This window comes from Marinobacter sp. bablab_jr003 (assembly GCF_016464245.1).
Classification (GTDB): Bacteria; Pseudomonadota; Gammaproteobacteria; order Pseudomonadales; family Oleiphilaceae; genus Marinobacter; species Marinobacter vinifirmus.
The window spans coordinates 101,764-128,373 of record NZ_JADARC010000134.1 but is presented as its reverse complement, the minus strand read 5'-3'; the positions used below and the strand labels follow the sequence as shown (position 1 = coordinate 128,373).

The following is a 26,610-nucleotide window of genomic DNA, read 5'->3' as shown; positions in this document are numbered from 1 at the left end:
ATTGGCATCGTTTTCCGGGGCAAAGGTGCCGAACAGCCGGTCCCAGATGATCAGGGTGCCGCCGTAGTTGCGGTCAATGTATTCCGGATTGCGGCCATGGTATCCATCAGTTTCGGATCGTGACGGATTTTCCGGTACTCCCAGAAGGTAATACCGATAAAGATCGGGGTGGCCACCATGAAAATCAGCTGCCGCTCATCCAGGGCCAGCCACGGGGCCAGTGTGTGCCAGAGTGCCAGCAGGCCGCTGTCTTCCAGTACGGCCCGCATCATGTCGAGTAATGCCATGGGAAACCTGTTTTGTTTTTATTCAGGTTTTATCTTGGCATAACCAACAATAAATGCACTGTCCTGTTGCGACAGCGGAGGTGGCCTTTTCGGCCAATCGCCCCGGGGTTAGCGGTGCTTGTGGTACACCTGCACCACCGGTTCCAGTTTCGGGCGCCAGTCTGCCAGCCAGGCCTGCACCGGTTTCGGGATCTTTGCCGGCCTGGGCCAGGGCACGGGATATTGTTCGGGCTGGAACAGCGGGGCCAGCAGCGCTGCGGCGGTCAGGTCAGCCCGGGTGAACCGGTCACCCACCAGGTACGGCTGCTGCTCGTACACCTCTGCCAGTTCGGTAATCAGTTGCTCCAGGGTTTCCTGCGCGGCATCGGCGGTCTTCTGGTTAATCTTCATCCAGTTGCGCATGATCTCGTCCACCCGGCTGAAGGCCAGGCTGAGCAGGATGCGGTTGTAGAACGGTGTGCCGGCAGCCAGCAGCGGCACCACTACCTTCGGCCGTTGCAGGAAGTAGTGGTAGACCCAGGTGCGGATGGCCGCGCCAGCCAGTTCGTCCAGCTTTGTCTCCCAGCTGCGAACCTGTTCCTGCAGGGCCGGGTCTTCGGGCATCAGGGCGGGTTCCGGGAAAGTTTTATCCAGGTAGTCCAGGATCTCTGAAGAGCCCTGGATAATCTGGCCATCGTGGTCCAGCACCGGCACCGAGGACCCGGCCCGGGTCAGCTTCTTGATGGTTCTGGCGTGCTGGCCGGGAAGCAGGTTTACGGGCTGGTAACTGATGCCCTTGTAATCCAGGGCCCAGCGAACCTTTTCGGAATAGTGGGAGATGCAGAACTGGTAGAGTTTCACGGCCATGGTGATGATTCCCCTGAAATAGATGGCGCAAGGTTACCCTGTGTGGCCCCGGTACCACAACGGGCCGGTTCCGTGTGACGGAGCATGGTGAAACTGGCCAGGAATCTCTAAACTAGCGCCCCGGAGTCTGGACCAAAATAGGACGTTGTGATGTTTAAGGGACGAATTTTTTCGCTGACCATTCTTGGCGGCTGCAGCCTTGTACTGGCAGCCTGCGCTTCCCAACCCAAAACCCTGGCCCTGTCGGACTATGGCAGTTATCGCTGCGGCCAGCTGGATATCCGGGTTGCCCCGGCTGAAGACGGCCAGCTTCTGGGCCTTGAGTATCTGGACCGCCGCGTATTGCTGAAACCGTCCCCCACCGACACCGGTGCCCTCTACGTGGCTCCGGGCGATACCTCCACCCGCTTCCTGGCCGAAGGCAAGCGGGCAACGCTGACACTCAAGGGTGATCTGCTGCCGGAATGCCTGGAACCGGGCGCGATAGAATCCCGGTTTGAGGCCATCGGTGCCGACCCGGACTGGTCGGCGCTGATCGAGAACAACCGGATGACCCTGACCCCGCCGTACCAGCAGCAAGCACTGAACGAGATCTGGCTGACCGAAACCCGGGCCAATCGACACGGCCGGACGTTTGAAGCGAAAACCGAAGCCCAGTCGCTGGAAGTGCGGGTGGCACACCAGCTGTGTGAAGTGGGCCTGGACAAACGCCAGTATCCGTCCCAGATCCGGCTGACCCTGGACGGCAACAGCTTTGAAGGCTGTGGCGGCGACCGGGAGCGGCTGTTCCGGGGTGTGCAGTGGGTGGTAGAAGACCTGGCCGGTGCCGGGCTGATCGACCGCTCCATGGTTACCCTGCAGTTCCTGGGCAATGGCCGGGTAGCCGGGCGTGCATCCTGCAACCGGTTTATGGGCAACTACCGTTTGAGTGATGATGGATTGTTGTTCAGTACCCTGGGCAGCACCATGATGGCCTGCGCGCCGTCGCTGATGAACCAGGAGCGCAAGTACCTGGAATTGCTGGGGCAGGTGGTGGATGGCCGCATTGGTCGCCAGGGTGAATTGCTGCTGGAAACCGGCAACGGTGAGGTGATCAAGGCGCTCCCGGCGACGACCGACAACCTGTAACTCTCTTCAAGGGCCCGCCCGGTCAAATTTCTGCAGCATTTGCCGTCTACCCTGACAGGTCGATGCTGCAGAGAGACCAGCCATGACCGAATTGCGGGCCCTCACCCCCCACAGTGCCATTCCCGAACAACAGGCCGGCCGCGACCGCAACCAGAAGCGCCTGTTGCGCAGCTTCCTGCCGGAACTGGTGCAGCTGGAGCGACAGCTGGCCGAAGCCCCCGAACAGGTCACCACCACCGTCGCCGGCGAGGTTGCCGTGCGGGATCTGCACTTGCCCATCTACCGGGTGGACCTGGGTTCCACCCGGGACGATGTGCCGGCGGTGCTGATTGTCGGCGGAGTTCACGGCTTAGAGCGTATTGGCAGCCAGGTGGTGATGGCCTGGCTCGATTCCTTCCTGGCCCGGCTCGGTTGGGATGACCACCTGAACGCCTTGCTGGAGAAAGTCCGCATCACCCTGCTGCCGATCCTGAACCCCGGCGGTATGTACCTGAACCAGCGCGGCAACCCCAACGGCGTTGACCTGATGCGCAACGCGCCGATTACCGCCCAGGACCAGAGCGCCTTCCTGCTGGGTGGCCAGCGCCTGTCGCCGCGAATGCCCTGGTACACCGGCGATCCGGAGCAGGGCATGGAGCCGGAGAACCTTGCACTGGAAGCGGTGATTCAGGACCTGCTGCCGGGCCGGCCCTTCAGCGTGGCGCTGGACTGCCACTCCGGTTTCGGCTGGCAGGACCAGATCTGGTTTCCCTATGCCTATCGCCGCCGGCCCATGCGCCGCATCGGGTCGGTGATGGCCCTCAAGCTGATCTGGGAACAGGCTTACCCCAATCACCACTATCGTTTCGAACCCCAGTCGGCCCATTACCTGACCCACGGTGACCTGTGGGATTACTTCTACAAACAGGTCAACCGCTGCACTGACGGCGTATTCCTGCCCCTGACCCTGGAAATGGGCTCCTGGAAGTGGGTGCGCAAGCGACCGCGCCAGTTGCTGCGGCTGGACGGGTTATTCAACCCGCTGGTGCCCCACCGCCATCAGCGAGTGTTGCGCAGCCACCTGAGCTGGATGGACTTCCTGGTGAATGCGGCCAGCAGTTACCGGAACTGGTTGCCGGAGGGCGATGAAGAGTCCATGCTCAGGGAAGCCGCCATCATGCACTGGTACAGGGATAACCGATAACATGCACTGGATCCTCCTGCGGGGTCTGACCCGGGAACGGGCACACTGGGGCGACTTCCCCGAGCGTTTGCGTGCAGCCTTTCCGGACCAGCATTTCCACCTGGTGGACCTGCCCGGCACGGGCATCCATTACCGGGAAGCCAGCCCGGCCACAGTGCGCGCTATTCGCGAGCAGGTGTGCCGGCAGGTGAGCCATATTCCCCGGCCGTTCAGCATCCTGGCGTTGTCTATGGGCGGCATGGTGGCCCTGGACTGGGCCCAGCATGCCGAGCCCGGGGAATTGCAGCACCTGGTGCTGATCAACACCAGTTCCGGTTTCAGCCGGCCCTGGCAGCGAATGCAGCCGGCGGCCTGGCCGAAGATCCTGCGTTTACTGGTTCGCCGTGAACTGTTCCATCGGGAACGGGACATCCTGCGCCTGACCTCCAACCGGGATATTCCCCTGAGCCTGTGCAAGGCCTGGTACAGCATCCAGCGCCAGCGCCCGGTCTCGTTCACCAACGCCCGCAACCAGTTGCTGGCGGCTGCCCGTTTCAAACCCCTGGAAAAGCGCCCGATGGCCGATGCCCTGATACTGGCCAGCAAGGGCGACCGGATTGCCAGTTGGTACTGCAGTGCCGAACTGGAACGGCGCTGGTGCTGGACCCTGAAGCTGCACCCGGATGCCGGCCACGACCTGCCGCTGGATGAGCCGGAGTGGGTAATCCGGCAAATGGGTGACTGGATACCCGGCACCCGATAGTTTCTTGACGCAACCGTTTTTTCCGGTCAACCTGCTGTATTCAAAGCCCGTTTTTCTGCCAGGGAGCCAATAACAAGATGAAAATTTTCGAAACCCGGACTGCCCCCAACCCCCGCCGCGTGCGCATGTTCATGGCCGAGAAAGGCCTGCTGGACAAGGCGGAATTTATTGAGATAGATATCCAGAAAGGCGAAAACCTGACGCCGGAATTCGTGGCCCGAAACCCCATGAAGAAAGTCCCGGTGATGGAACTGGACGACGGCACCTGCATTGCCGAAACCATGGCCATCTGCCGCTATTTTGAGGAAGCCTACCCGGATACCCCGAAACTGATGGGCGAGACTGCCGCCGAGAAAGCTCAGGTAGAGCAGTGGCTGCGCTGGCTGGAGTTCTATTTCTTCATGCCCACCGGCATGTGTTTCCAGCACACCACCGGCTACTTCAAGGACCGGATGAACCCCATCAAGGAATGGGGCGAAGAATGCGGGCAGGGCGTGGAAAAGTTCATGCACTTCCTGAATAAGCACCTGGAAGGCAAGGATTACATCTGCTGCGACCGCTTTACCGCGGCCGACATCAATGCCTTCACCACCGTAGCCTTCGCCCGGGTGGTGAATATCCGTATCAAGCCGGAACAGACCAACCTGCAGGCCTGGTTCGACCGCATCAAGGCCCGGCCTTCGGCCCAGGCTTGATGCCAGCAGCCAGGATTGCCCAACAAAGCCACAACCCGGTCAGGATCAGCAACAGGACATGGTATGACGCAACAAACCTTGATGAACACACTGGAAGCCATCGACCGGGCCAATCAGGCAGACCCGAATACTGAGCAGGTAGACGGCCAGCAACTGCCCAGGGAATACGCCTACAGCCTGCACATGACCCGCTGGCTGTTCGCGCTGGAACCGGAACCTTCAGAGCGCATGCAGATTGCCTGCCGGGCCCAGCACCTGGAGCGCTGGACCATGCCCCGGAGTGACTATGGTGAGGGCCGCAAGAATTACTATCAATGGCGCCTGGCCTGTGGCCGGATGCATGGCCGCCGGGCGGCGGAGATTATGGCGGAAAGCGGCTACCCGCAGGAAGAATGCGAGCGGGTAGAGACGATCATCACCAAGCGCAAGCTTCGGGAAGACGAAGATACCCAGTTGCTGGAAGACGTGGCCTGCATGGTGTTTCTGGAGCGGTACTTTGCCGGGTTCTTCGAAGACAATCCGGATTTCGACAAGGAAAAGTGGCTGCGCATCGTGCGCCGCACCTGGGACAAAATGAGCCCCCGGGCCCACGAAGCCGCGCTTAAACTGGCGGAAGGCATGCCCGCGCATCTGCTGGAATTGCTACAGGAGGCCCTGGCTGAGCCGGAGAGTTGATCCGGGTGCACAGGCTGGCGGGTACCTTCTGCCAAAATACGCTGTAAATACCTCCCTGTACGCTCGGCTCCGCCATCCCTGGCTACGCACGATTTTGGCAGAAGGCACCCGCCAGCCTGTTCTGACTGTGAGTTAGCCCTCCGGGAAGAAAAGCTCCTGCAATTTCTCCCCGGGTTCCGGCGCCCGCATAAAGGATTCCCCCACCAGGAACCCGTAAATGCCCCGGCTGGTCATGGCTTCCACATCGGCGCGGGTCATGATGCCGCTTTCGGTAATCGTCAGTCGGTCATTGGCAATACGGTGGTGCAGTTCAAAGGTGGTTTCCAGAGAGACCTCAAAGTTGTGCAGGTTCCGGTTGTTGATACCCACCAACGGCGTGCTCAGGGTCAGCGCATCGTCCAGCTCCTCGCCATCATGCACTTCCACCAGCACATCCAGCCCGATCTCATGGGCAATGCCTTCCAGTTCCTGCATCTGGTCCTTGGTCAGGCACGCGGCAATCAGCAGGATGCAGTCGGCACCAATAGCGCGGCTTTCATACACCTGGTAGGGCGCCACCATGAAGTCCTTGCGGATCACCGGCAGGCTGCAGGCCGCTCGGGCGGCTTTCAGGTAGTCTTCGTGGCCCTGGAAGAAATCGTGGTCGGTAAGTACTGACAAGCAGGCTGCGCCGCCTTTCTCGTAGCTCTCGGCAATGCGTTCCGGTTCAAACGGATCGCGAAGGATGCCTTTGCTCGGAGAGGCTTTTTTGATCTCGGCGATCACGGCAGGCTTCTGCGCTTCAATGCGAGTCCGCAGTGCGTTCGCGAACCCACGTGCCGGGGCTTGGTCACCCGCGATAGCCTTCAGGTCAGCAATGGAAACCTTCGGCTTCCGTTCGTCAATTTCCTCCCATTTCCGGTCAACGATTTTCCGAAGAATAGTGGGAGTCTTATCCAAATGTCTGTCAGTCATAGCAGGCCCGTAAATAGTTTGCGAGAGCGGCTGGGGAGGGGCGTTCCAAAACTGTCTGCAGCCAGGGATGGCTGCAGTCAAGCCCTACAGGGACGTACTTGTGGGCGTGTTTTGGAACGCCCCTCCCCAGCCGGTCGTCCGGCACCGAATTCAACAGGCCGGGATTAAAAGCACTGAGAAAAGTCAGCCAGCTCAGACATCTTGCCGGCCGCCAGGCCAGAACCCATCGCGTCCAGCGCCATATCCACGCCTTCTTTGGTGGTCTTGGCCAGGCCGGCAACATAGATAGCCGCGCCGGCGTTCAGGGCGATCATGTCTCGGGCTTTCTCTGTGGTTTCGTCGTGGCTGCGGCCGAAGGCGGCTTTGATCAATGCCAGCGATTCGTCAGCACCGTCTACCGTCAGACCCACCAGCGACTGGCTCTTGATGCCCAGGTCTTCCGGGGTCAGGTCGTATTCGGTGATTTCGCCGTCTTTCAGTTCTGCCACGTGAGTCACGGTCGCCAGGCTGATTTCATCCAGGCCATCTTTGGAGCAGACGACCATGATGTGTTCCGCGCCCAGACGTTGCATCACTTCCGCCATCGGGCGGCACAGTTCCCTGGTGAACACACCGATCAGCTGGCGGGTGACGCCGGCCGGGTTGGTCATGGGGCCGAGGATGTTGAAGATGGTCCGGCAGCCCAGCTCCCGGCGGGGGCCGATGGCGTGTTTCATGGCGCCGTGGTGGGCCGGGGCGAACATGAAGCCGACGCCGATCTGTTCCACGCAGCGGGCCACTTCTTCCGGCTTCATATCCAGGTTGATGCCAGCCTTTTCGATCAGGTCGGCGCTGCCGCTCTTGGACGATACGCCGCGGTTACCGTGCTTGGCCACATAACCGCCGGCGGCGGCCACTACAAAGGCGGATGCCGAGGAGACGTTGAACAGGTTGGCACCATCGCCACCGGTACCCACGATGTCCACCAGCGGGCTGGCGTTGATTTCCACCTTGGTGGCCAGTTCGCGCATCACTTCGGTGGCGCCGGTGATTTCGTCGATGGTTTCGCTCTTAAGGCGCAGGCCCATCAGGAAGGCGCCGATCTGGGCGTCGGTGGCCTCGCCGTTCATCACAATACGCATCACATCCTTCATCTCGTCCCGGGACAGGTCCAGGTTGGAGGCAATGCGGTTCAGTGCTTGTTTCATGTCCATGGGTCGTCGGCCTCTTGTTATGTTCTCAGGAAGTTGCGCAGCAGTTCATGGCCCTGTTCGGTCATGATCGACTCGGGGTGGAACTGCACGCCCTCGATGGGCAGGGTCTTGTGGCGCACGCCCATGATTTCTTCAACGGAGCCGTCGTCGTTGCGGGTCCAGGCGGTCACTTCCAGGCAATCGGGCAGGGTGTCCTTGTCGATCACCAGGCTGTGGTAGCGGGTAGCCTGCAACGGATTGTTCAGGCCCCGGAACACGCCCACGTCGTTGTGGTACACCGCCGACACCTTGCCATGCATTACCCTGCCGGCCCGGATGATGTCGCCGCCGTATACCTGGCCGATGGACTGGTGGCCCAGGCAGATGCCCAGGATCGGCAGTTTGCCGGCGAAGTGGCGAATGGCGTCCATGGAGATGCCCGCCTCATTAGGGGTGCAAGGGCCCGGGGAAATCACCAGCCGCTCGGGCTTCAGGGCTTCAATCTGCTCAATGGTGATTTCGTCGTTGCGGTATACCTGCACGTCGGCACCCAGCTCGGCCAGGTACTGCACGACGTTGTAGGTGAAGGAATCGTAGTTATCGATCATCAGCAACATAATCTGTTCCTCCGCCTCAATGGTCGTAGTCGTTGTAGGTCATGGCCACTGCACGGAAGATCGCGCGGCCCTTGTTCATGGTTTCTTTCCATTCGAGGCGGGGAATGGAGTCTGCCACCACGCCGGCGCCGGCCTGGATGTGCAGGGTGTTGTCCTTGATCACCGCAGTGCGGATAGCGATGGCGGTGTCCATGTTGCCGTTGAACGACAGGTAGCCTACGGCGCCGCCGTATACGCCACGCTTCACCGGTTCCAGTTCGTCGATGATTTCCATGGCGCGGATCTTCGGCGCGCCACTCAGGGTGCCGGCGGGCAGGGTGGCACGCAGCACGTCCAGGCAGCTGGTGTTTTCTTTCAGTCGACCGGTCACGTTAGAGACAATGTGCATGACGTGGGAATAACGCTCCACAATCATCTTGTCGGTCAGCTTCACGGTGCCGGTTTCCGACACCCGGCCGGCGTCGTTGCGGCCCAGGTCGATCAGCATCAGGTGCTCGGCGATCTCTTTCGGGTCGGCCAGCAGCTCTTTTTCCAGGGCCTTGTCCTCGGCATCGGTGGCGCCGCGTTTGCGGGTACCGGCGATGGGCCTAACGGTGACTTCCTGATCTTCCACCCGGGCCAGGATTTCCGGAGACGAACCGACGATGTGGAAATCGCCCAGGTCCAGGAAGTACATGTACGGCGACGGGTTCAACACCCGCAGCGAACGATACAGGTTCAGGGGCGGTGCCTCGAACGGGATCGACATGCGCTGGGATATCACGGTTTGCATCACGTCGCCGTCCAGCACGTAGCCCTTGATTTTGTCCACCGCGGCTTCGAATTTGTCCTGGCTGAAGCCGGAAATAAAGTCGCTCTCGTCCACCACCTTGCCGCGCAGATGTTCCGGTGTGCGGGGGGCGTTGGCGGTCTGGCGGTGCAGCTGGCTTTCCAGTTCGTCGATGCGTCGCTGGGCCTGTTCATAGGCACCATTGGCTGTTGGGTCCACATGCACAATCAGGTGCAGCTTGCCGCGCAGGTTGTCGAACACCACGATTTCATTGGACACCATCAGCAGGATGTCCGGGGTGCCGATTTTGTCGGGCGGGCAGCTGTGGCGCAGGCGCTTCTCGATGTAGCGCACGGTGTCGTAGCCGAAATAGCCCACCAGGCCACCGTTGAACCGGGGCAGCTCGGGCAGATCCGGGGCGTTGAATCGCTTCTGGTAGTCGTCCACGAAAGCCAGGGGATCATCCACCTCTGCCTGCTCGGCCACTTCGCCGTTGCGGCTGACCTCAATGCGGTGGTCAAAGACTTTCAGCACTTCCTGGCTGGGCAAGCCGATGATCGAATAGCGGCCCCATTTCTCGCCGCCCTGTACCGATTCGAACAGGTAGGAATAGGGCCCGCTGGCCAGTTTCAGATAGGTGCTGAGGGGAGTGTCCAGGTCCGCCAGTACTTCGCGGTACACAGGGATGCGGTTATAGCCGGCTTCAGCGAGCTCGCGGAATTGCTCGGGTGTCATGGTTCGGTTTCCTGAAATCTGATCTGCGTTTTGTCAGAACGGTGTTACACCGTTGTGACAGGTGGTGCGGGCATGCAGGCGTGTGCCATCAGCCCCGTGGCTTGCTCAGCCGGTGCGCCATCGCCACCATCGTGTTGCGCGGGTTGTCAGGATGCCTCGCGCTGCAGTCAGATTCAGTCCCTGCACGGCAGGAATCTCCCGAAATGATGTGTTCAAAGTAAAACGTCCTTGCGAGATTACAAAAGCTGGGCCAGCGAATCAACAACCGCGTCGGCGCCGAGGCTGTTTACCGAGCCCCCGAAGTTGTAACCGTAGCGCACGGCCACGCAGGGAATGCCGGCGGCCTGGGCGGCGTTAACGTCTGCGGCGGAGTCACCCACCATCACGGTGGTACCCCGGGTGCCGCCCAGTTGTTCCATGGCGTAGAGCAGCGGTGCCGGGTCCGGTTTCTTTACGTCCAGGGTATCGCCGCCCACCCAGATCCGGAAGTACTGGTCCAGCCCGGCCTTGTTCAGCAGCGGGGCCACGAAGCGGTCCGGCTTGTTGGTCACCACGGCCATCTTGCAGCGCAGGCTGCGCAGGTGGTTCAGGCACTCGGTTACGCCGTCGAACACGACAGCATTGCGGCCGTTAATCTGGCCGTAGGCGTGGTAGAAGATTTCCAGCGCGTCGTTGTAAAGGATTTCGTCTTTCAGTGCCGCGGGTTCCCAATCGGTTTTGTCAGCCAGGGCCCGGCGCACCAGGATGCCGGCCCCGTTGCCGACCCAGTTGCGCACTTTCTCCAGACCGGCGGGCTTGCGGCCCAGGTGTTCCAGCATCTGGTCGACCGCCGCGGCCAGGTCTGGCGCGCTGTCTACCAGGGTGCCGTCCAGGTCGAACAGGGCAACGCCGGGCCAGCGGGGGTTGAACAGACCTTTCAGGCTCATCCGCCAATCACCTTGCGGGCCTGTTCCAGCTCGGCGCGCATGGCATCGATGGTGGCTTTGTAATCCGGCGTGTTGAAGATGGCGGAACCGGCCACGAAGGTGTCGGCACCGGCTTCGGCGATTTCCCGAATGTTGTCGGTCTTTACGCCGCCGTCGATTTCCAGCCGGATGTTGTAGTTGCTGGCATCAATCTTCTTGCGGGCTTCCCGGAGTTTGTCCAGGGTGCCGGGGATGAACTTCTGGCCACCAAAGCCCGGGTTCACCGACATCAGCAGCACCATGTCGAGCTTGTCCATCACGTAATCCATGTAGCTCAGGGGCGTGGCCGGGTTGAACACCAGGCCGGCCTTGCAGCCGCCGTCGCGGATCAGTTGCAGGGAGCGGTCGATGTGCTTGCTCGCCTCCGGGTGAAAGGTGATGTAGCTGGCGCCGGCGTCGATGAACATGCGGATCAGGTCATCTACCGGCGATACCATCAGGTGCACGTCGATTGGGGCGGTTACGCCGTGCTTGCGCAGGGCTTCGCACACCATGGGGCCGATGGTCAGGTTGGGCACGTAGTGGTTGTCCATGACATCGAAGTGCACCACATCGGCGCCGGCGGCAAGTACGTTATCAACTTCTTCGCCCAGCCGGGCAAAGTCGGCGGAGAGGATGGACGGCGCAATCAGATAGGGGTTCATCGGGGCTCTCTCGATCAGGTGATTCGTCGGCTGAATGGAATGGGGCAAGTCTACCAGCTTGGCGCGGCTTTTCGCAGCGCGGGTGCTACGGATATCAGCGCAATTTGCGATCCAGTTCTGCTAATCGCTCCGGAGTACCTATGTCCATCCACTGGCCGCGATGGTGCAGGCCACGCACCCGTCCGTGGGCTATGGCGCGGCGCAGCACCGGCCCCAGTTTGCCGGCGCTGTCGTCCAGCCCTGCGAATAAACGGCGGTGCAGCAGGCTGATGCCGGTGAAGGTAAGTTTGTCCTCGCCTTCGCTGGCCAGGGTGCCGTCCTGTTGCAGGGCGAAGTCGCCGTCAGGATGGTGAGCCGGGTTGTCGGTGACGACCAGCAGCGCATCGCAATCCGGAGTGGCGGGCGGTTGCAGTTCGGCCAGTGGGAAGTCTGTCCAGATGTCGCCGTTGATCACCAGGAACCAGTCTTCCCCGCCGCCGGTCAGCAGGGGCAGGGCGCGGACAATGCCGCCGGCGGTTTCCAGTGGTTCGCCTTCCGGTGAATAACGGATCGTGAGGCCGAATGCCTCGCCGGTGTCCAGGGCCTGTTCGATCTGTTGCCCGAGCCAGGCGTGGTTGATGACCACGTCGCGAAAGCCGGCCCGGTGCAGGTTTTCCAGGTGGTAGGCAATCAGCGGTTTGCCGCCGGCTTCGAGCAGGGGTTTCGGAGTGGTGAGGGTCAGCGGGCGCATGCGTTCGCCTTTGCCTGCTGCCAGGATCATCGCTTTCACGGCTGGCGGGCCTCCGCAGCCGGCAACGGGCCAATGCGTTCTTCGATGGCGGGAATCACCACCTCGCACAGCCATTCGTGGAAGTGCCGGAAGGCTGGCTGGCGGGCGCTGGCGTCGCAGATGTAGCTGACGGTTCTGGGAATGTCGGCCAGGTAGCCGGCCTTTCCGTCCCGGATGGCCAGCCGGGCAAAGATGCCGGCGGCTTTCAGGTGCCGTTGCATGCCCATCAGCTCAAACCACTGCCGGAAGGTGTCGGCGTCGGCCCGGTGCAGCCCGGCGTCCAGGCTAACCTGGCGATAATGTTCCAGCCAGTTAGCGATATCGGCTTCCGGCCAACGCACGTAGCAGTCTTTCAGCAAGGAGACCGCATCGTAGGTTACCGGGCCGGTCACGGCATCCTGGAAGTCGATCACCCCGGGGGCGGCCTGGCCCGGGCGAATCAGCAGGTTGCGGGAGTGGTAGTCGCGGTGCACGGTCACTTCCGGCTGGGCCAGGGCGCTTTCTTTCAGCAGGCCGAAGGCGGTTTCCAGCAAAGCCCGGTCCTGGTTGTCCAGCGTCAGCTCCAGGTGCTGTTCCAGCAGCCAGTCCGGAAACAGGGCCATCTCCCGGTCCAGCAGGGCGTCATCATAGGCCGGCAACGGATAATTCGCGGGCGGTGGCATTTGCCCGATTCGCACCAGCTCGTCCAGCGCCTGGCGGTACAGGGTGTCGGCGCTGTCGCCATCCAGTTCTGCGAGCATCAGCCGATCACCGAAATCTTCCAGCAGCAACAGCCCCTGTTGCAGGTCCTGGGCCTCGATGGCCGGCACATGCACGCCGTGGCGATGCCAGTGCTCGGCGATGGCGACGAAGGGCCGGCAGTCTTCGTGTGCCGGCGGGGCATCCATGACAATAAACGGTGTTCGGGGCTGGCCCGGCATTTCCCGCCACACCCGGAAGTAACGGCGGAAACTGGCGTCACCGGAAACCGGTTCCGGACTGGCGCTGTTGAAACCGGGAATTTGCCTGACCCAGTCGGTCAGCAGTTGCAGGCGGGTATCCATGGTTGTCGGGTGCGTCCTGAGTTGTCTTTGGTGTCCGGGAACGTTAGCAGAGGAGTATAAAGAGGGTAAAACGGATTTGCAGCGGGGTTTCCGTTAACAACCCCGGGGGGCGCGTGTAAACTAGGCAGCTGTTTTTAGTGTCAGTCGCCATTTATCCGGAACAGGAATATTGCCGTCGTGCCCAGCCGTTACCGTCACCTGTTATGGTTCAAGCCCCGTTGCGGCGGGCTTTTGCTGGCGATGGCCCTGGCACCGGCAGCTGGCCTGGCCCAGGATGCCGGCAAGCAGGCACCGAGTGCGGCCGAGATCGACTGGCGGCCCCGCAGCCAATTACCGGCTGAAGTACAGGCTGGCTTGCCGGTCTTCTGCGATGGCGGCTACCTGCCTTCCGGCACCGCCGGCGGCGCCATGCCGGTACTGCCGGCCGGAGAGACCGAGGCACCTCTGGAGGCCAGTGCGCTCAGTGCCCGCTACGAGCTGGATGCGGAGCTGTACCTGCAGGGGGATGTAAGGCTGCGCCAGGGCAGCTTCCAGGCCTCCGGCTCGGAGGCACGATACGACACCCGCTCCGGAAGCCTGAACCTGCAGGGGCCTCTGGTGAGCCGGGGCGAAGGCTTCCTGCTGACCGGTAAAGACGCCCGCTACTCCACCGAAAGCGGTCAGCTGGATATCAACACCGCCACCTTCCTGCTGCACGAATCCGAGATGCGCGGCGAGGCATCGTCCCTGTCGCGCATTGGTGAAAACCAGGTGCTGATTACCGATGGCCTGCTGACCACCTGCGGCCCGGGCCAGAACGATTGGGCCATCGTTGCCTCGGATATCGAGCTGGACCAGGCTGAAGGCTTTGGCACCGCCAGGCATGTGCGCCTTGAGGTGCTGGATGCCCCTGTGTTCTACTGGCCCTACATCAGTTTCCCCATTGATGACCGCCGCAAGACCGGTTTTCTGTACCCGCAGTTCGGCTCGTCCAATGCCGGTAGCGGCGCCTTCCTGGCCTTGCCCTATTACCTGAACCTGGCGCCCCACTACGACGCCACGCTCACGCCTCAGTACATTCATGGCCGGGGCCTGTTTACCGAACTGGAAGGCCGGTATCTGAGCCGGTTCGGGGAGTCGGTGCTGCAGCTGGGTTACATCGATGACGATTCCTACTACAAAGACGAGAATCCGGGCGCAGACGGCCAGCGCTGGGCCCTGGATCTGTCGACCCGGGCAGCCTTCGGTGGTGGCTGGAGTGGTTACGGTGATTTCTCGGTGGTGTCTGACGAAGACTACCTGAGCGACCTGAACCGCTCCCTGGAAATTGACCAGGCGACTCACCTGCAGCGTCGCGGCGGTGTACGTTATTCCGACCAGAACCAGTATTTTGATGCCTACCTGAATGGCTACCAGACCATTGCCGAACGTATTGCCGACGTCAACAAACCCTATAATCTGTTGCCGGAAGTGCTGTATGCCGGAACCACCGAGGTGGGGGCCTTCGAGGCGGGCATCGAAAGCCAGTACTCCTGGTTCTATCGGGATAACGAAAACCTGACCGGTCTGAACCGGGCCAATGGCCAGCGGGTGCGTGCGATTCCTGAACTGGCGCTGCCCATGCGCGCGCTCTGGGGTTTCAGCCGGCCGTCGGTGAGCCTGGATTACACCCGCTACGACCTGGAAGACTACACACTCGGCAACAGCAGTTTTGATCGCACGGTGCCGGTGTTCGAGTGGGACAACGGCCTGTACTTTGACCGCCGCTCCAGCCTGTTCGATATTCCCTATAACCAGACCCTGGAGCCCCGGCTTTATTACGCCTGGGCCGATGCCGAGGCCGACCAGAACGACATCCCGGATTTTGACACCGGCCTGAAAAGCTTCCGATTCGACGAGTTGTTCCAGCGTGATCGCTTCACCGGCGGTGACCGGGTGGGGGATGCCAACCAGCTGACCGTGGCCCTGACCAGTCGCTTCAACGACCTGCTGACCGGCGCCGAGCGGGCCCGGGTCAGTATTGGCCAGGTGCGCTATTTTGATGACCGGGAAGTGAGCCTGTTCGGACAGGGTGCCTCCGACCGAAGTAACTCGCCGCTGGCCGGTGAGCTGGTGCTGAACCCGGTTGATAACCTGGAAATCCGCAGCTCCGGCCTGTGGGACCATGACACCCAGAGAACCGAGGAAGGCCGCAGCCAGCTGATTTTCCATTCCGAGGATTATCGGTACCTGGCAACGCTGGGCCATACCTACAGCCGGCCCGATGACATTGAACAGACCGATGTAGGTGCCGTGCTGCCGGTCACCAACCGGGTCAGTGCTATCGGCCGCTGGGTGTGGGATTCGAAACTGGACCGTACCGTGGGTACCCTGGCCGGCCTGGAATACAACAACTGCTGCTGGAGTGTGCAGGTAGTGCACCAGAACTACCTGACCGACGATGAAGAACTGGATACCCGACTGCTGTTCCGGATCGAGCTGAAAGGCCTGGGCGGCAGTGGCGGAGCATTTGACAACATTGCCGATGCCATCTACGGCTATGACGAGCGCGAGCGCCGCCGTTTCGGAACTCAGCGCCGCTAAAACGAACCAATACCGTTAGCCGGGCCTTGCCTGGCTGACGACCCGGAATGCACAAACCAAGAGGTGACTATGAAGGCGACTGTACGCCACGGACTGACCCTGCTGCTGACCATGGCCATGATGACCATGTCGTTGGCGGTACAGGCTGAACGCAAGCTGCTGGACAGGGTGGTCGCCATTGTCGACGACGATGTCATCCTGCAGACCCAGCTGGAAGCCCGGGTGAACACCATTGTGGGCCGGCTGAGCGCCCAGGGTACCGGCCTGCCACCACGCCAGATGCTGGAGCAGCGGGTACTGGAGCAGCTGATTGCTGAATCCGTCCAGCTGCAGATGGCGGACAAAATGGGCATGCGCATCAGCGATAACGAGCTGAACGAAACCCTGGCCAGCATCGCCCGCAGCAATGGCATGACCATGGCCCAGTTCGAAAGCCAGCTGGCGGAAGAAGGTGTGACCTACCAGCAGGCCCGGGAGCAGATCCGCAACGAGATGCTCACCAGCCGGGTGCAGCAGCGCCAGGTGGGCAACCGGGTGCGCATTACCGACAACGAAGTGGAAAACTACCTGCAAGCCCAGGCCGGTGCCGGCAGCGATGGTGCTGAATACCGCCTGGCCTATATCTTTATCCAGGTAGACGAGCCGGGTAACGAGGCGTCTGTGCGCCAGGCCCGTAACCTGGCGGATAACCTGCGCCAGCAGATCCTGGATGGCCGGGATTTCCGGGAAGTGGCTGTTGCCGAATCCGACGCCAGCAACGCCCTTGAGGGTGGTGATATGGGCTGGCGCTCTGAAAGCCAGCTGCCGTCGCTGGTGGCGCCGGTGGTGCCGGACCTGGAGCCGGGTGTGCCGTCTGCAGTGCTGGAGAACAACAGCGGCTTCCACCTGGTGATGGTAATGGACAAGCGTGGTGGTGAGCAGCAGCAGATTATCGAACAGCACAAGGTTCGCCACATACTGGTTCGCCCGTCCGCAGCGGTGACCGAGGCCCAGGCCGAGCAGCGGATCCGCGATATCTACCGCCAGTTGCAGGACGGTGCCGACTTTGCGGAACTGGCCCGTGAGCTGTCAGACGACCCGGTATCCGGCTCTGATGGCGGCAACCTGGACTGGGTGAGCCCGGGCCAGATGGTCCCCGAGTTTGAGCAGGCCATGCTGGACGCCGATGTGGGTGAAATATACGGCCCCGTGCGCTCCCAGTTTGGGTGGCATATTCTGCAGGTTCAGGAGCGTCGCAAGCAGGACGTCACCGCCGAGGCCCGCGAATCCCAGGCCCGCCAGGCCATCTATCAGCGCAAGTTCGAGCAGGAACTGCAGAACTGGCTGCGGGAAGTCCGTGATGAAGCTTTCGTGGAGTTCAAGGGCGAGTTCGCCGATATGAACCCGCAAAGCGAGGAAACAGACCCGTCATGAGCACACCGGTCATCCTGGCGCTGACCGCAGGCGAGCCGGCCGGTATCGGCCCGGAACTGTGCCTGCAGCTGGCCACCGAAGCCCGGGACGCCGGGCTGGTGGTAATTGCCAGCCGCGAGTTGTTACAGGCACGGGCCAGCGCGCTTGGCCTTGAGGTCCAGCTTCATGACTGGCAACCGGGCATGGTGCCGGAAACCCGGGCCGGATATCTGTCAGTTCGGCATGTGGATGGTTGCCAGTCAACGCTAGCCGGGCAGCTGGATGCCGCCAACAGCCAGTATGTGCTGGATACCCTGACCGTTGCGGCCAGAGGCTGCCTGAACGGCTCCTTTGACGGCATGGTCACCGCGCCGGTGCACAAGGGCGTGATCAACGAAGCCGGCATTGCCTTCAGCGGCCACACCGAATTCCTGCAGGAGTTGTGTGGCGTTGAACGGGTGGTGATGATGCTGGCCACGGAAGAACTCCGGGTGGCGCTGGTAACCACCCACTTACCCCTGAAAAACGTATCGGCGGCCATCACGCCGCAGCGTCTGGCCCAGGTAACCCGTATTCTCAATGCCGACCTGCAAACCTTCTTCGGCATTGAGCAGCCGCGCATCCTGGTGGCGGGCCTGAACCCCCACGCAGGGGAAGGCGGCCACCTGGGCCGGGAAGAAATCGAGGTGATCGAGCCAACCCTGGAACAGTTGCGCGCCGAAGGCATACAGCTGACCGGGCCGCTGCCGGCGGATACCCTGTTTACTCCGCACTGGCTGGACAATGCCGATGCGGTATTGGCCATGTACCACGACCAGGGCCTGCCGGTGCTGAAATTCCAGGGCTTTGGCCGTGCCGTAAACATCACCCTCGGGTTGCCCATTGTCCGCACCTCGGTCGACCACGGCACCGCGCTTGACCTGGCTGGCACCGGCAAGGCTGACGCAGGCAGCCTGCACACCGCCATTCGGGTGGGCGAGCATATGGCCCGCTGCCGCAAGGCCGCACAGGCCGGAGAATCATCATGAGTAACAAACACGGCCACCAGGCCCGCAAGCGCTTCGGCCAGAACTTCCTGCACGATCCGGGCGTGATCGAACGCATTGTCCGTTCCATCAACCCCAAGCCGGACGATGCCATTGTCGAGATCGGCCCCGGCCTGGGCGCCATCACCGAAGAGATCCTGGCGATCAATCCGCGCCTGCAGGTAGTGGAGCTGGACCGGGACCTGATCCCGGTGCTGCGAACCAAGTTTTTCAACTACCCGGAGTTTCAGATTCACGAGGCCGACGCCCTGAGCTTCGATTTTCGTGAGCTGATGACCGACCGCCCCCTGCGCATTGTCGGCAACCTGCCGTACAACATTTCCACCCCGCTGATTTTCCACCTGCTGGAGCAGAGTGGCGTGGTGCAGGACATGCACTTCATGCTGCAGAAAGAAGTGGTCCAGCGGCTGGCGGCGGTACCCGGCGACAACAACTATGGCCGGCTGGGCATCATGGCCCAGTATTTCTGCAAGGTGCAGCCGCTGTTTGAAGTCGGCCCCGGCGCTTTCCGCCCGGCCCCGAAAGTGGACTCCGCCATTGTCCGGCTGGTGCCCCACAAAGAACTGCCGCACCCGGCGAAAGACCTGAAAACCCTGCAGACCGTGGTGCGTACTGCCTTCAATGCCCGTCGCAAAACCCTGCGCAAGGCGTTGGGGGCGATGGTAACGGTGGAGCAGTTGCAATCCCTCGGCATCAACGACGGATTACGCCCGGAAAACCTGAGCCTGGCGGACTATGTAAAGATTGCGGATTTGCTGGTGGACAGCGGAGCTGCGCCGGCCGGGAACAGCGAGGTAAGTAATGACTGACTACGCCATCGGCGATATTCAGGGTTGCTATGATCGCCTGCGGGATGTGCTGGCCAAGGTGGATTTTTCACCGTCCCGGGACCGGCTCTGGGTGGCCGGTGACCTGATCAATCGGGGGCCGTCCTCGCTGGAAACCCTGCGCTACATCGAAAGCCTGGGCAGTTCCGCAGTCGTGGTATTGGGCAACCATGACCTGCACCTGCTGGCTGTAGCGCTCGGTGGCCACAGCCCGAAGAAAAAAGACACCCTGCACGACATTCTCGAAGCCCCGGACCATGAGCGGCTGATCCACTGGCTGCGCCAGCAACACCTGTGTGTGCACGATGCCGGTCGTAACCTGCTGATGGCCCACGCCGGCCTGCCCCACATCTGGAGTGTGGAACAGGCCGTGGCCTGTGCCCGGGAAGTGGAAGCGGTGATCCGCGGCGACAATGCCGGCGAATACTTCAGCCAAATGTATGGCAATCAGCCCGAACGCTGGTGTGATACCCTCACCGGCATGGATCGCTGGCGGGTGATCACCAATTACTTCACCCGTATGCGCTTTATTGCACAGGATGGCAGCCTGGAACTGGCCACCAAGGAAGCGGCTGCCAACGCCCCGGAAGGTTTCGCACCCTGGTTTACCTACCCGCGCAAGGACGACGTAACCGTGGTGTTCGGCCACTGGGCGGCCCTGGAAGGTAAAACCGGCAGCGAACGGTTTATCGGCCTGGACACCGGCTGCGTATGGGGCGGTGCCCTGACCATGATGAACCTGGATACCGGAGAGAAAATTCACTGTGACTGCAGCTGACAGCAACACCCGGATTGTACGTTGGGCACTGGTAGCCGGCGCCGTTGCCGGTTTGCTGGCGGTGATGGCCGGCGCTTTCGGTGCCCACGGCTTGCGTAACCTGGTGAGCGAACGTGGCCTTGAAGTGTTCCAGACCGCAGTCAGCTACCAGATGTACCACGCCCTGATCCTCGTCGTGGCCAGTCTGATGCCGGTACTCGGCCTGCCCCGGAAACTCCTGGCCGTGGCCTGCGGCTTCTGGCTGGTGGGCATCCTGCTTTTCAGCGGCAGCCTGTACCTGCTGGTGCTGACAGGAACCCACTGGCTTGGGCCGGTCACTCCGGTAGGCGGGCTGTGTTTCATGGTGGGCTGGGCCCTGTTGGCCATCGCAGCCCTGAAGAAATAACAAAGGTGATCACAACCATGCAGGTAAAGGTTAATGGCGAAGCCATGGAGCTCCCGAACGGAGCCACCATTGCCGCCTTGATTGAGCAACTCGCACTGGCCGGGAAACGCGTGGCGGTGGAAGTGAACGAAGACATCGTACCCCGCAGCCAGCACCCGGACTTTCCCCTCAGCGAAGGTGATCGTGTGGAAGTGGTGCACGCTATCGGAGGCGGTTAATCCTCCTTGCTGCGAACGACCACTCCCGACTCTCATTTCGATAGAACTCAGGCAGGCTATGACAGACACACCAGAGATTCAGCTCCCCGAAGACAAACCCCTGGAAATTGCCGGCAAGGTGTACCAGTCCCGCTTGCTAGTAGGCACCGGCAAGTACCACGACCTGATGGAAACCGGCCACGCCATTGAAGCCAGCGGTGCCGAGATTGTGACCGTAGCGGTACGCCGGACCAACATCGGCCAGAACCCGGACGAGCCCAACCTGCTGGACGTGGTTTCCCCGGACGCCTACACCATCCTGCCGAACACGGCCGGCTGCTACACCGCCAAAGACGCGATACGCACCTGCAAACTGGCCCGCGAACTGCTCGATGGCCACGACCTGGTGAAACTGGAAGTGCTGGGCGAACACAAAACCCTGTACCCCAACATGCCGGAAACCCTGGCGGCGGCCGAAGAGCTGATCAAAGACGGCTTCAAGGTAATGGTGTATTGCTCCGACGACCCGCTGCTGGCCATGCGCCTGGAAGAAATGGGCTGTGTTGCCATCATGCCCCTTGGCGCTCCTATCGGCTCCGGCCTGGGCATCCAGAACCGCTACAACATCCGGTTGATTGTCGAGAATGCGAAGGTGCCGGTACTGGTGGATGCGGGCGTAGGCACCGCCTCAGACGCTACCATCGCCATGGAACTGGGCTGCGACGGCGTACTGATGAACACCGCCATCGCCCAGGCCAAAGACCCGATCAAAATGGCCAACGCCATGCGCCTGGCCATCGAAGCCGGCCGCGAGGCCTACCTTGCTGGACGTATGCCGAAGAAGCTGTACGCCAGCGCGTCGTCGCCGATCGACGGCACCTTTTTTTGATTTAATAATTAGCCACGGAATCCGCGGAAAAACACGGAAGGGAAAGACGAAAAGCTTTTTTGCCACGAAATCCACTAAAAAACACGAACAAAGATGACTGATTAGAAACCAAAAGGTCTTTGTCTTTTATTTCGTGTTCTTTAGTGGGTTTCGTGGCCAAACAGTCCTTATCTTTTCATTTTTCCGTGTCCTTTCGTGGATTCTGTGGCAAAAAAACAGAGCGCTGTAGTCCTGATATGACCACTCAAAAACCCAGCCGGCGGGACACAATCCTGCAGGCCCTTGTTGAATTGCTGCAAAAAGACCCCGGGGCCCGGATCACAACTGCTGGCCTGGCCAAAACCGTGGGTGTCACCGAGGCGGCCCTCTACCGGCACTTCCCCAGCAAACGCAAAATGTTCGAAGCCCTGATCGAATTTGCCGAGGAGGCTGTTTTCTCCCGTTGCCAGGTGGTGTTGCAGGAGCAGGAAGACGTTCGCGTGCGTTTGCAGCAGTTGGTGCACCTGGTACTGGTGTTCGCCGAGCGCAACCCGGGCCTGTGCTGCGTGCTGACCGGCGATGCCCTGATGGGCGAAGACGAGTCGCTGCGCAAGCGCGCGTCCCAGTTCTTCGAACGCCTGGAAACCCAGTTCCGCCAGGCCCTGAAAGAAGGCGAAATCCGCCAGGGCCTGCGGCCCCGCACCAGCGCAGCCCGGGGTGCCGATTTCGTAATGGTGTTCCTCGAAGGCCGCATCCAGCGCTTCGTACGCTCCTCATTCTCCCGCTTACCCTCCACCGACTTCGACGAGGCGTGGGGCCTGGTTGCCGAGGCCGTCTGGAGTTAAGTTCAGCTTGGGAGTTCGGGGTCGCCTGGCCTGCGGATTGTGGGGGTATAGTCTCCGTAGCCTGCAGATTGGGCGGTGGGGCACTGGCTGGATACCCTTTCCCGAAACCGCTACGAGCACATCCATGTGCGCTTCTCTCCGGCCATCCATGGCCTCCGAAATTTCGGGAAAGGGTATCCAGCCAGCGCCTTTCTGACTTCACGGGAATCGCGCCGAAAACACCATCTTCGCTTCATGAGAGCGCGAACTTCTGACGTGGCGCAGACTTCGCGTAGTTGGGCCCGGTACTCTCCCGGAGTTTGACCGTTGTGGGTGGGGGTTGCCCTTCGCAGAATTTCGTAGGCCATGGATGGCCGAAGACAAGCGCCACATGGATGTGCCGAAGGAGCGCTTCTGCGAAGGGCAACCCCCACCCACAACACGCCCCCGAACTCGAAGGCTAGGCGCCCCCAACTCCCAAGCCCCGAAGCTCAGTCGTAACCAGACGCAGAACGGAGTATGGCGCGAATCGGCTCCCATATTGCCGGGGCGGAGATGAGGATGTCGCGCCCCCAGAGGTCGGCCGGGTAGCCTTCGGGTACATCGCCGAAGTGGCCCACCGTTGCGCCGGCTTCCCAGGCGATCAGGCGGGCGGCGGCGAAGTCCCAGGGGCTGACGTTTTCGTAGTAGATATCCAGGCGGCCACAGGCCACCCAGCAGATATCCAGTGCCGCTGAACCGATGCGGCGCAGGTCGCGGCATTGGTGGATCATCGCATCCAGCCGGCGTACCAACGGTTCCAGGTTGTCCTTGGTGTAGGGGAAACCGGTGGCGAACAGGGATTGCCGGGGATCGGTGGCGCCGCTGTGGCGGATCGGCTGGCCATTCATCGTGGCGCCTTCGCCCTTGGTGGCCCTGAAGGTTTCGCCGGGGAAGGGCGCGTGTACCACGCCCACTTGCACCTGTCCCCGCTCCGCATAGGCAATGGAGACCGCTACCTGGGGGTGGCCGTAAGCGTAGTTTACCGTGCCGTCGATGGGATCGATGACCCAAAGCGGGGTGTCCAGGGACTCGGCCTGCGACAGGTCCGGCATGGTTTCTTCAGACAGGATCCGGTGATCCGGGAAGCGCTCCCGGATGGCGTTGGTGATGAACTCATCGGCCATCACATCGGCGTGGGTGACCAACTCGGTCTGGTGTTTGCAGTCGGTGCGAAGGGTGTTCTGGTCGCGCTCGTGGCGGATCAGTTCGCCGGCTTCAACAGCCAGGGCTTCGGCAAAATCGGTGATTTCGCGCAGAGAAACAGAGTCAGACATGGCACCCCCGGTCAGAAAACATGAGGGTGCCAGTCTAGCACGACAGAATCAGAGGCTGTTCAGCCACTTCTCCATCTTGTCCATGGCCAGTACCAGGCGCGGGCCGGCTTCCTGGACGAAGTCCTCCCCCAGCTCCTGGTCTGCATAGCTTCCGCCGGCCAGTTCCAGTGCCTGGGTGCCGTCGAAATCCACGAACGCCAAACGCGCGCCCATGTGGTCTGGCACAAAGCCGAAATCACTGGAGGGCAGGATGGCCACGCCGGTGTCTTCCAGCAGGGCGGTGCAGAAGGCCTGGGAGGTTTTGATGTCCTTGCGGGCCAGCTTTTCACTGAAGGCGGAGAAGTCCGGGAACAGGTAGAACGCTCCCTCCGGCTTACGAACCACGGCGCCCATGGCGCTCAGGCGGGAATACATGTATTCGCCCACCACTTTCAGCACCCGGCGGGACTGTTTCAGGTACTCGTCGATGTCCTCACCGCCTTCGAATGCCGTGATTGCCGCATGCTGGATGGGCGCACTGGTGGAGGTGAAGGTCTCGCTGGCGATGATTGCCATGGCGTCCTGAAGCGGGCGCAGTTCCGGCGGGAAGATGAAGGTGCCGAGACGCCAGCCGCCGGCGCCGAGCCATTTACTCATGCCGGTGCTGATGATGGTGCCTTCCGGGTAGTAGCGGGCGATGGACTTGTGCCGGCCCTCGAAGTGCACTTCGCCGTAGATTTCATCCGACAACAGGATCAGGTTGTACTTGCGCGCCACGTTGGCGATGGCCAGCAGCTGATCGTCGGTGTAGGTACAACCGGTGGGGTTCGACGGGTAGTTCAGAATCAGGATGCGCGGGCGTGAAGGATCGTCCCGGCAGATGATGTCCAGCTCTTCCGCCGTCAGCTGCCAGTTGTTCTCCGCGTGGGTTGGCAGCCAGTGCACCGAACGACCGATGATGCGGGCCTGGGGTGCATAGGACACCCAGCTCGGTCGCGGAATCAGCAGGTCGCCGTAGTAGGCCAGCTGCAGGATGAACAGCAGTTCCTTGGAGCCCGGGCCGATCAGTACGTCTTCCCAGGTGCACCGCATACGCTCGGCCCGGTTGATGTAACCGGCAATGGCCTGGCGCAGGCCTTTCAGACCTTTTACCGGCAGGTAGTCTTTCTCATGGGCGTGTTCTTTGAGGGCGTTAACCACACGTTCCGGCACCGGGAACGGAGACTGGCCCAGTCCCAGCTTGATAATGTCCTTACCTTCCGATCGCAGCTGGTTGCTCAGCTCGTTGATGCGCAGGGTAGAGGAGGGCTGGATGCCCCGAACGTTCAGGTTGATGGCGAAGCGGTGGTCGTTTTTGATGTCCATTGTCCCGGTCTGTTGGTTGGTGGTGACAATGGCAGTATAGGAAAATTATCGGGCCCTGATCCAGACTTCCACCCGGCCGTTTCTCTGGTTACCGCTGCCACCTACAGGCATGTATTGTCCGTAACCAGTGTAGGCCACCCGGGGCAGTCCTGCCTGGTGCAGGGCCTTGCGAACCGACAGCGCCCGCAGCTCGGAAATCATCTGGGCCCGCAGTTCGTGGCTCTGGGCGTCGGCAAAGCCGATCAGCAACAGATCGTCCGCCGAGCGGCCTCGCTGTTCCAGGTAATCGATCACCCGGAGCAGGTCACGCTGGGCTTTGTTATCCAGCTTGGTGCGGCCTTCCGAGAACCGGAAGTTCACAGTCAGGCGCTGATACTCGGCGGTCAGGCGTTTGAAGGTGTCCGGCACCGAGCTATCAAGCTCCGGCTTTACCGCAATCGGATTCTGGGAAATAAAGCCGGATTCGGCCACCAGCGCCTGCCCTTCATTGCCGAGGGCGAATTCAATCAGTCCGCGGGCGAATTCCGGGGTCTGGTTGCCCATGGTGTACATGAACAGCCGGCGTGACAGCGGGTAGTCTTCGCTGGCCACGGTGAGCTGGTTCGGTTTCAGGGCCGGGGCATTGCCGTCGGAAATGGCCAGCAGCTTGCTGTTGCGCACCGAGGCCAGGCCCGAGAAGCCGATGCCGCCCGGGTCCCGGGACACATCGTCGGAAAGCTGGTCGTTGGATTCATAGCGCAGGGCGCTGCTGTCCAGCGTGTAGGTTTTGCCGAGGACCAGGGATTTAAAGGTATCCCAGGTGCCGGAACGGTCGTCCCGGGCGTACAGGCTGATGGCGCGGTCCGGGCCGCCAAGTTCTGACCAGTTGCGGATTTCGCCGGCAAAGATCTGCCCCAGCGTTTGAATGCTCATCTTGCTGACCGGGTTGGACGGGTGCACCAGGATGGCCAGGCCATCGATGGCAATCACGTGCTCGCTTTCCAGTGCGGTCAGGTCGGCCTGTGCACTGACCTGCTGCGCTTCCCCCGGTTTCACCGGCCGCGAAGACGCCCAGATGCCGGCCTGGCCGCTGGCCAGGGTACGAAAACCGGTGCTGGAACCGTGGGCAGCCACCAGCACGCTCACGGTGCCGCCTTCGCTGGCAATGCTCAGAATCTTTTCGTTTTCCACGCCGGTGGAGTCGGTCTTAACCGAGCCGCTACCGATGTGTTCCAGGTGGCCGGTCACCAGCATGGGGGCCAGGGTGGCACCCACGGTGTTAGAGCCGTGAATTTCCAGGTTATGGGCCAGGGTGGAAGACAGGGGCAGGGCAGTCAACAGCGCCAGTGCGCCGGCTTTGAAAGCTGCAGAAACGGAATAAGACATCACCAGAAAACCTATTCAGGACAAGAAGTTGTGCTGGCGCAAGGATGCTACATAAATATGACAGTTATGTTTCAGGCCGGTCGGGCAGGGCCTGGATTCGGGATTTTAAGGTAACGAATTGTAAACAGTCTTTCGGTCAAAACCGGTGTGGATCCAGTTCCATATGCACAATTTTGCGGCCGAGCATGATTACCCGGCCGGTATAGCGTTCTTCGCCGGTGGTGGCAAAGTCGAACAGAAAACGGCGCCATACCCTCAGGCTGCCTTGTGGGTCCCGTTTGAACCACAGGCCCCGCAGGTACACGGCATCGTCGAGCAGAAGCACGTCCATGCTTTTGCAATAACGGTGAGCGGCTTGCAGTACCGAGTCTTTGATGGCCTTGGCCTGCCACCAGTACCAGACCAGAAAGCCGGCAACGAAAAGCCAGAAGAGGGTTCCGAGGGTCAAGGGTGTGTCCTGTTATGTTGCCTGTGTGAGAGTT

28 protein-coding genes are annotated in these 26,610 nt (G+C 61.3%); 14 read left to right on the top strand and 14 right to left on the bottom strand.

What is annotated here, in order from left to right; translation table 11 throughout:
• Positions 1-50: 50 nt before the first annotated feature.
• Both H3Z84_RS17145 and H3Z84_RS16310 read right to left on the bottom strand, forming a co-directional pair.
• Positions 51-287, bottom strand: coding sequence for a hypothetical protein (locus H3Z84_RS17145; protein WP_227498281.1), 237 nt, complete (start codon positions 285-287; stop codon positions 51-53).
• Between the two features lie 108 nt (positions 288-395).
• A complete protein-coding gene (locus H3Z84_RS16310; protein WP_199458223.1) occupies positions 396-1,133 on the bottom strand; it encodes a glutathione S-transferase family protein in 738 nt (245 codons plus the stop codon).
• 150 nt (positions 1,134-1,283) lie between these two features.
• On the opposite strand from H3Z84_RS16310, the gene H3Z84_RS16305 reads away from it, so the two are divergent.
• The 5 genes from H3Z84_RS16305 (at position 1,284) to H3Z84_RS16285 (ending at position 5,556) form a co-directional block, all read left to right on the top strand.
• Entirely contained in the window at positions 1,284-2,261 is a 978-nt protein-coding gene (locus tag H3Z84_RS16305; protein WP_199458222.1) for an META domain-containing protein, read from the top strand.
• Between the two features lie 82 nt (positions 2,262-2,343).
• Complete coding sequence (locus H3Z84_RS16300) at positions 2,344-3,444, top strand: M14 family zinc carboxypeptidase (RefSeq protein ID WP_199458221.1); 1,101 nt, start codon at positions 2,344-2,346, stop codon at positions 3,442-3,444.
• Position 3,445: 1 nt separating this feature from the next.
• A complete protein-coding gene (locus H3Z84_RS16295) occupies positions 3,446-4,186 on the top strand; it encodes an alpha/beta fold hydrolase (protein WP_199458220.1) in 741 nt (246 codons plus the stop codon).
• Positions 4,187-4,263: 77 nt separating this feature from the next.
• Positions 4,264-4,881, top strand: a complete 618-nt coding sequence (locus H3Z84_RS16290) for a glutathione S-transferase family protein (RefSeq protein ID WP_022988440.1) — start codon at positions 4,264-4,266, stop codon at positions 4,879-4,881.
• Positions 4,882-4,944: 63 nt separating this feature from the next.
• Positions 4,945-5,556, top strand: a complete 612-nt coding sequence (locus tag H3Z84_RS16285; protein ID WP_022988439.1) for a DUF4202 domain-containing protein — start codon at positions 4,945-4,947, stop codon at positions 5,554-5,556.
• Positions 5,557-5,688: 132 nt separating this feature from the next.
• Here H3Z84_RS16285 and trpC read toward each other — a convergent pair whose 3' ends face one another.
• The 8 genes from trpC to H3Z84_RS16245 form a co-directional block, all read right to left on the bottom strand.
• Positions 5,689-6,510 carry an indole-3-glycerol phosphate synthase TrpC gene (gene trpC, locus H3Z84_RS16280; RefSeq protein WP_199458219.1) on the bottom strand — a complete coding sequence of 274 codons (822 nt, stop codon included), beginning with the start codon at positions 6,508-6,510 and terminating at the stop codon, positions 5,689-5,691.
• Between the two features lie 164 nt (positions 6,511-6,674).
• Entirely contained in the window at positions 6,675-7,703 is a 1,029-nt protein-coding gene (gene trpD / locus H3Z84_RS16275) for an anthranilate phosphoribosyltransferase (protein ID WP_199458218.1), read from the bottom strand.
• 17 nt (positions 7,704-7,720) lie between these two features.
• Entirely contained in the window at positions 7,721-8,299 is a 579-nt protein-coding gene (locus H3Z84_RS16270; RefSeq protein ID WP_199458217.1) for an aminodeoxychorismate/anthranilate synthase component II, read from the bottom strand.
• A 16-nt stretch (positions 8,300-8,315) separates the two neighbouring features.
• Entirely contained in the window at positions 8,316-9,803 is a 1,488-nt protein-coding gene (trpE, locus tag H3Z84_RS16265) for an anthranilate synthase component I (protein ID WP_199458216.1), read from the bottom strand.
• Positions 9,804-10,039: 236 nt separating this feature from the next.
• Positions 10,040-10,729, bottom strand: coding sequence for a phosphoglycolate phosphatase (locus tag H3Z84_RS16260; protein WP_199458215.1), 690 nt, complete (start codon positions 10,727-10,729; stop codon positions 10,040-10,042).
• Positions 10,726-11,412, bottom strand: a complete 687-nt coding sequence (gene rpe / locus H3Z84_RS16255; protein ID WP_199458214.1) for a ribulose-phosphate 3-epimerase — start codon at positions 11,410-11,412, stop codon at positions 10,726-10,728. Before rpe ends, H3Z84_RS16260 begins: the two co-directional genes overlap by 4 nt.
• 94 nt (positions 11,413-11,506) lie before the next feature.
• Positions 11,507-12,181, bottom strand: coding sequence for an N-acetylmuramate alpha-1-phosphate uridylyltransferase MurU (murU, locus tag H3Z84_RS16250; protein WP_199458213.1), 675 nt, complete (start codon positions 12,179-12,181; stop codon positions 11,507-11,509).
• A complete protein-coding gene (locus tag H3Z84_RS16245; protein ID WP_199458212.1) occupies positions 12,178-13,224 on the bottom strand; it encodes an aminoglycoside phosphotransferase family protein in 1,047 nt (348 codons plus the stop codon). The genes murU and H3Z84_RS16245 overlap by 4 nt, the downstream gene beginning before the upstream one ends.
• Before the next feature lie 240 nt (positions 13,225-13,464).
• Between H3Z84_RS16245 and H3Z84_RS16240 the strand changes: the two genes are divergently transcribed.
• The 9 genes from H3Z84_RS16240 to slmA all read left to right on the top strand — a co-directional run bounded on the left by H3Z84_RS16240 (position 13,465) and on the right by slmA (position 22,124).
• The gene (locus H3Z84_RS16240) at positions 13,465-15,786 is read left to right on the top strand and encodes an LPS-assembly protein LptD (protein ID WP_199458280.1); all 2,322 of its coding nucleotides are present in this window, start codon (positions 13,465-13,467) and stop codon (positions 15,784-15,786) included.
• Between the two features lie 69 nt (positions 15,787-15,855).
• Positions 15,856-17,199, top strand: coding sequence for a peptidylprolyl isomerase (locus tag H3Z84_RS16235; protein WP_199458211.1), 1,344 nt, complete (start codon positions 15,856-15,858; stop codon positions 17,197-17,199).
• Positions 17,196-18,206 carry a 4-hydroxythreonine-4-phosphate dehydrogenase PdxA gene (gene pdxA / locus H3Z84_RS16230; RefSeq protein WP_199458210.1) on the top strand — a complete coding sequence of 337 codons (1,011 nt, stop codon included), beginning with the start codon at positions 17,196-17,198 and terminating at the stop codon, positions 18,204-18,206. Before H3Z84_RS16235 ends, pdxA begins: the two co-directional genes overlap by 4 nt.
• Complete coding sequence (rsmA, locus tag H3Z84_RS16225; protein WP_199458209.1) at positions 18,203-19,033, top strand: 16S rRNA (adenine(1518)-N(6)/adenine(1519)-N(6))-dimethyltransferase RsmA; 831 nt, start codon at positions 18,203-18,205, stop codon at positions 19,031-19,033. The genes pdxA and rsmA overlap by 4 nt, the downstream gene beginning before the upstream one ends.
• Entirely contained in the window at positions 19,026-19,829 is an 804-nt protein-coding gene (locus tag H3Z84_RS16220; protein ID WP_199458208.1) for a symmetrical bis(5'-nucleosyl)-tetraphosphatase, read from the top strand. Before rsmA ends, H3Z84_RS16220 begins: the two co-directional genes overlap by 8 nt.
• The gene (locus H3Z84_RS16215; RefSeq protein WP_094625827.1) at positions 19,816-20,214 is read left to right on the top strand and encodes a DUF423 domain-containing protein; all 399 of its coding nucleotides are present in this window, start codon (positions 19,816-19,818) and stop codon (positions 20,212-20,214) included. Before H3Z84_RS16220 ends, H3Z84_RS16215 begins: the two co-directional genes overlap by 14 nt.
• 17 nt (positions 20,215-20,231) lie before the next feature.
• Positions 20,232-20,432 (top strand): sulfur carrier protein ThiS, encoded by a 201-nt coding sequence (gene thiS / locus H3Z84_RS16210; protein WP_199458207.1) that lies wholly within the window; start codon positions 20,232-20,234, stop codon positions 20,430-20,432.
• Positions 20,433-20,490: 58 nt separating this feature from the next.
• Positions 20,491-21,300 (top strand): thiazole synthase, encoded by an 810-nt coding sequence (locus tag H3Z84_RS16205; protein WP_199458206.1) that lies wholly within the window; start codon positions 20,491-20,493, stop codon positions 21,298-21,300.
• A 236-nt stretch (positions 21,301-21,536) separates the two neighbouring features.
• Entirely contained in the window at positions 21,537-22,124 is a 588-nt protein-coding gene (slmA, locus tag H3Z84_RS16200; RefSeq protein WP_199458205.1) for a nucleoid occlusion factor SlmA, read from the top strand.
• Between the two features lie 470 nt (positions 22,125-22,594).
• Here the strand turns inward: slmA and H3Z84_RS16195 are convergent, their stop codons facing one another.
• The 4 genes from H3Z84_RS16195 to H3Z84_RS16180 all read right to left on the bottom strand — a co-directional run bounded on the left by H3Z84_RS16195 (position 22,595) and on the right by H3Z84_RS16180 (position 26,576).
• Entirely contained in the window at positions 22,595-23,419 is an 825-nt protein-coding gene (locus H3Z84_RS16195; protein WP_199458204.1) for an inositol monophosphatase family protein, read from the bottom strand.
• 48 nt (positions 23,420-23,467) lie between these two features.
• Positions 23,468-24,763, bottom strand: coding sequence for a pyridoxal phosphate-dependent aminotransferase (locus H3Z84_RS16190; protein ID WP_058341932.1), 1,296 nt, complete (start codon positions 24,761-24,763; stop codon positions 23,468-23,470).
• A 45-nt stretch (positions 24,764-24,808) separates the two neighbouring features.
• A complete protein-coding gene (locus H3Z84_RS16185; protein WP_199458203.1) occupies positions 24,809-26,128 on the bottom strand; it encodes a substrate-binding domain-containing protein in 1,320 nt (439 codons plus the stop codon).
• 136 nt (positions 26,129-26,264) lie between these two features.
• Positions 26,265-26,576 (bottom strand): DUF3301 domain-containing protein, encoded by a 312-nt coding sequence (locus H3Z84_RS16180; protein WP_058341931.1) that lies wholly within the window; start codon positions 26,574-26,576, stop codon positions 26,265-26,267.
• Positions 26,577-26,610: the final 34 nt, after the last annotated feature.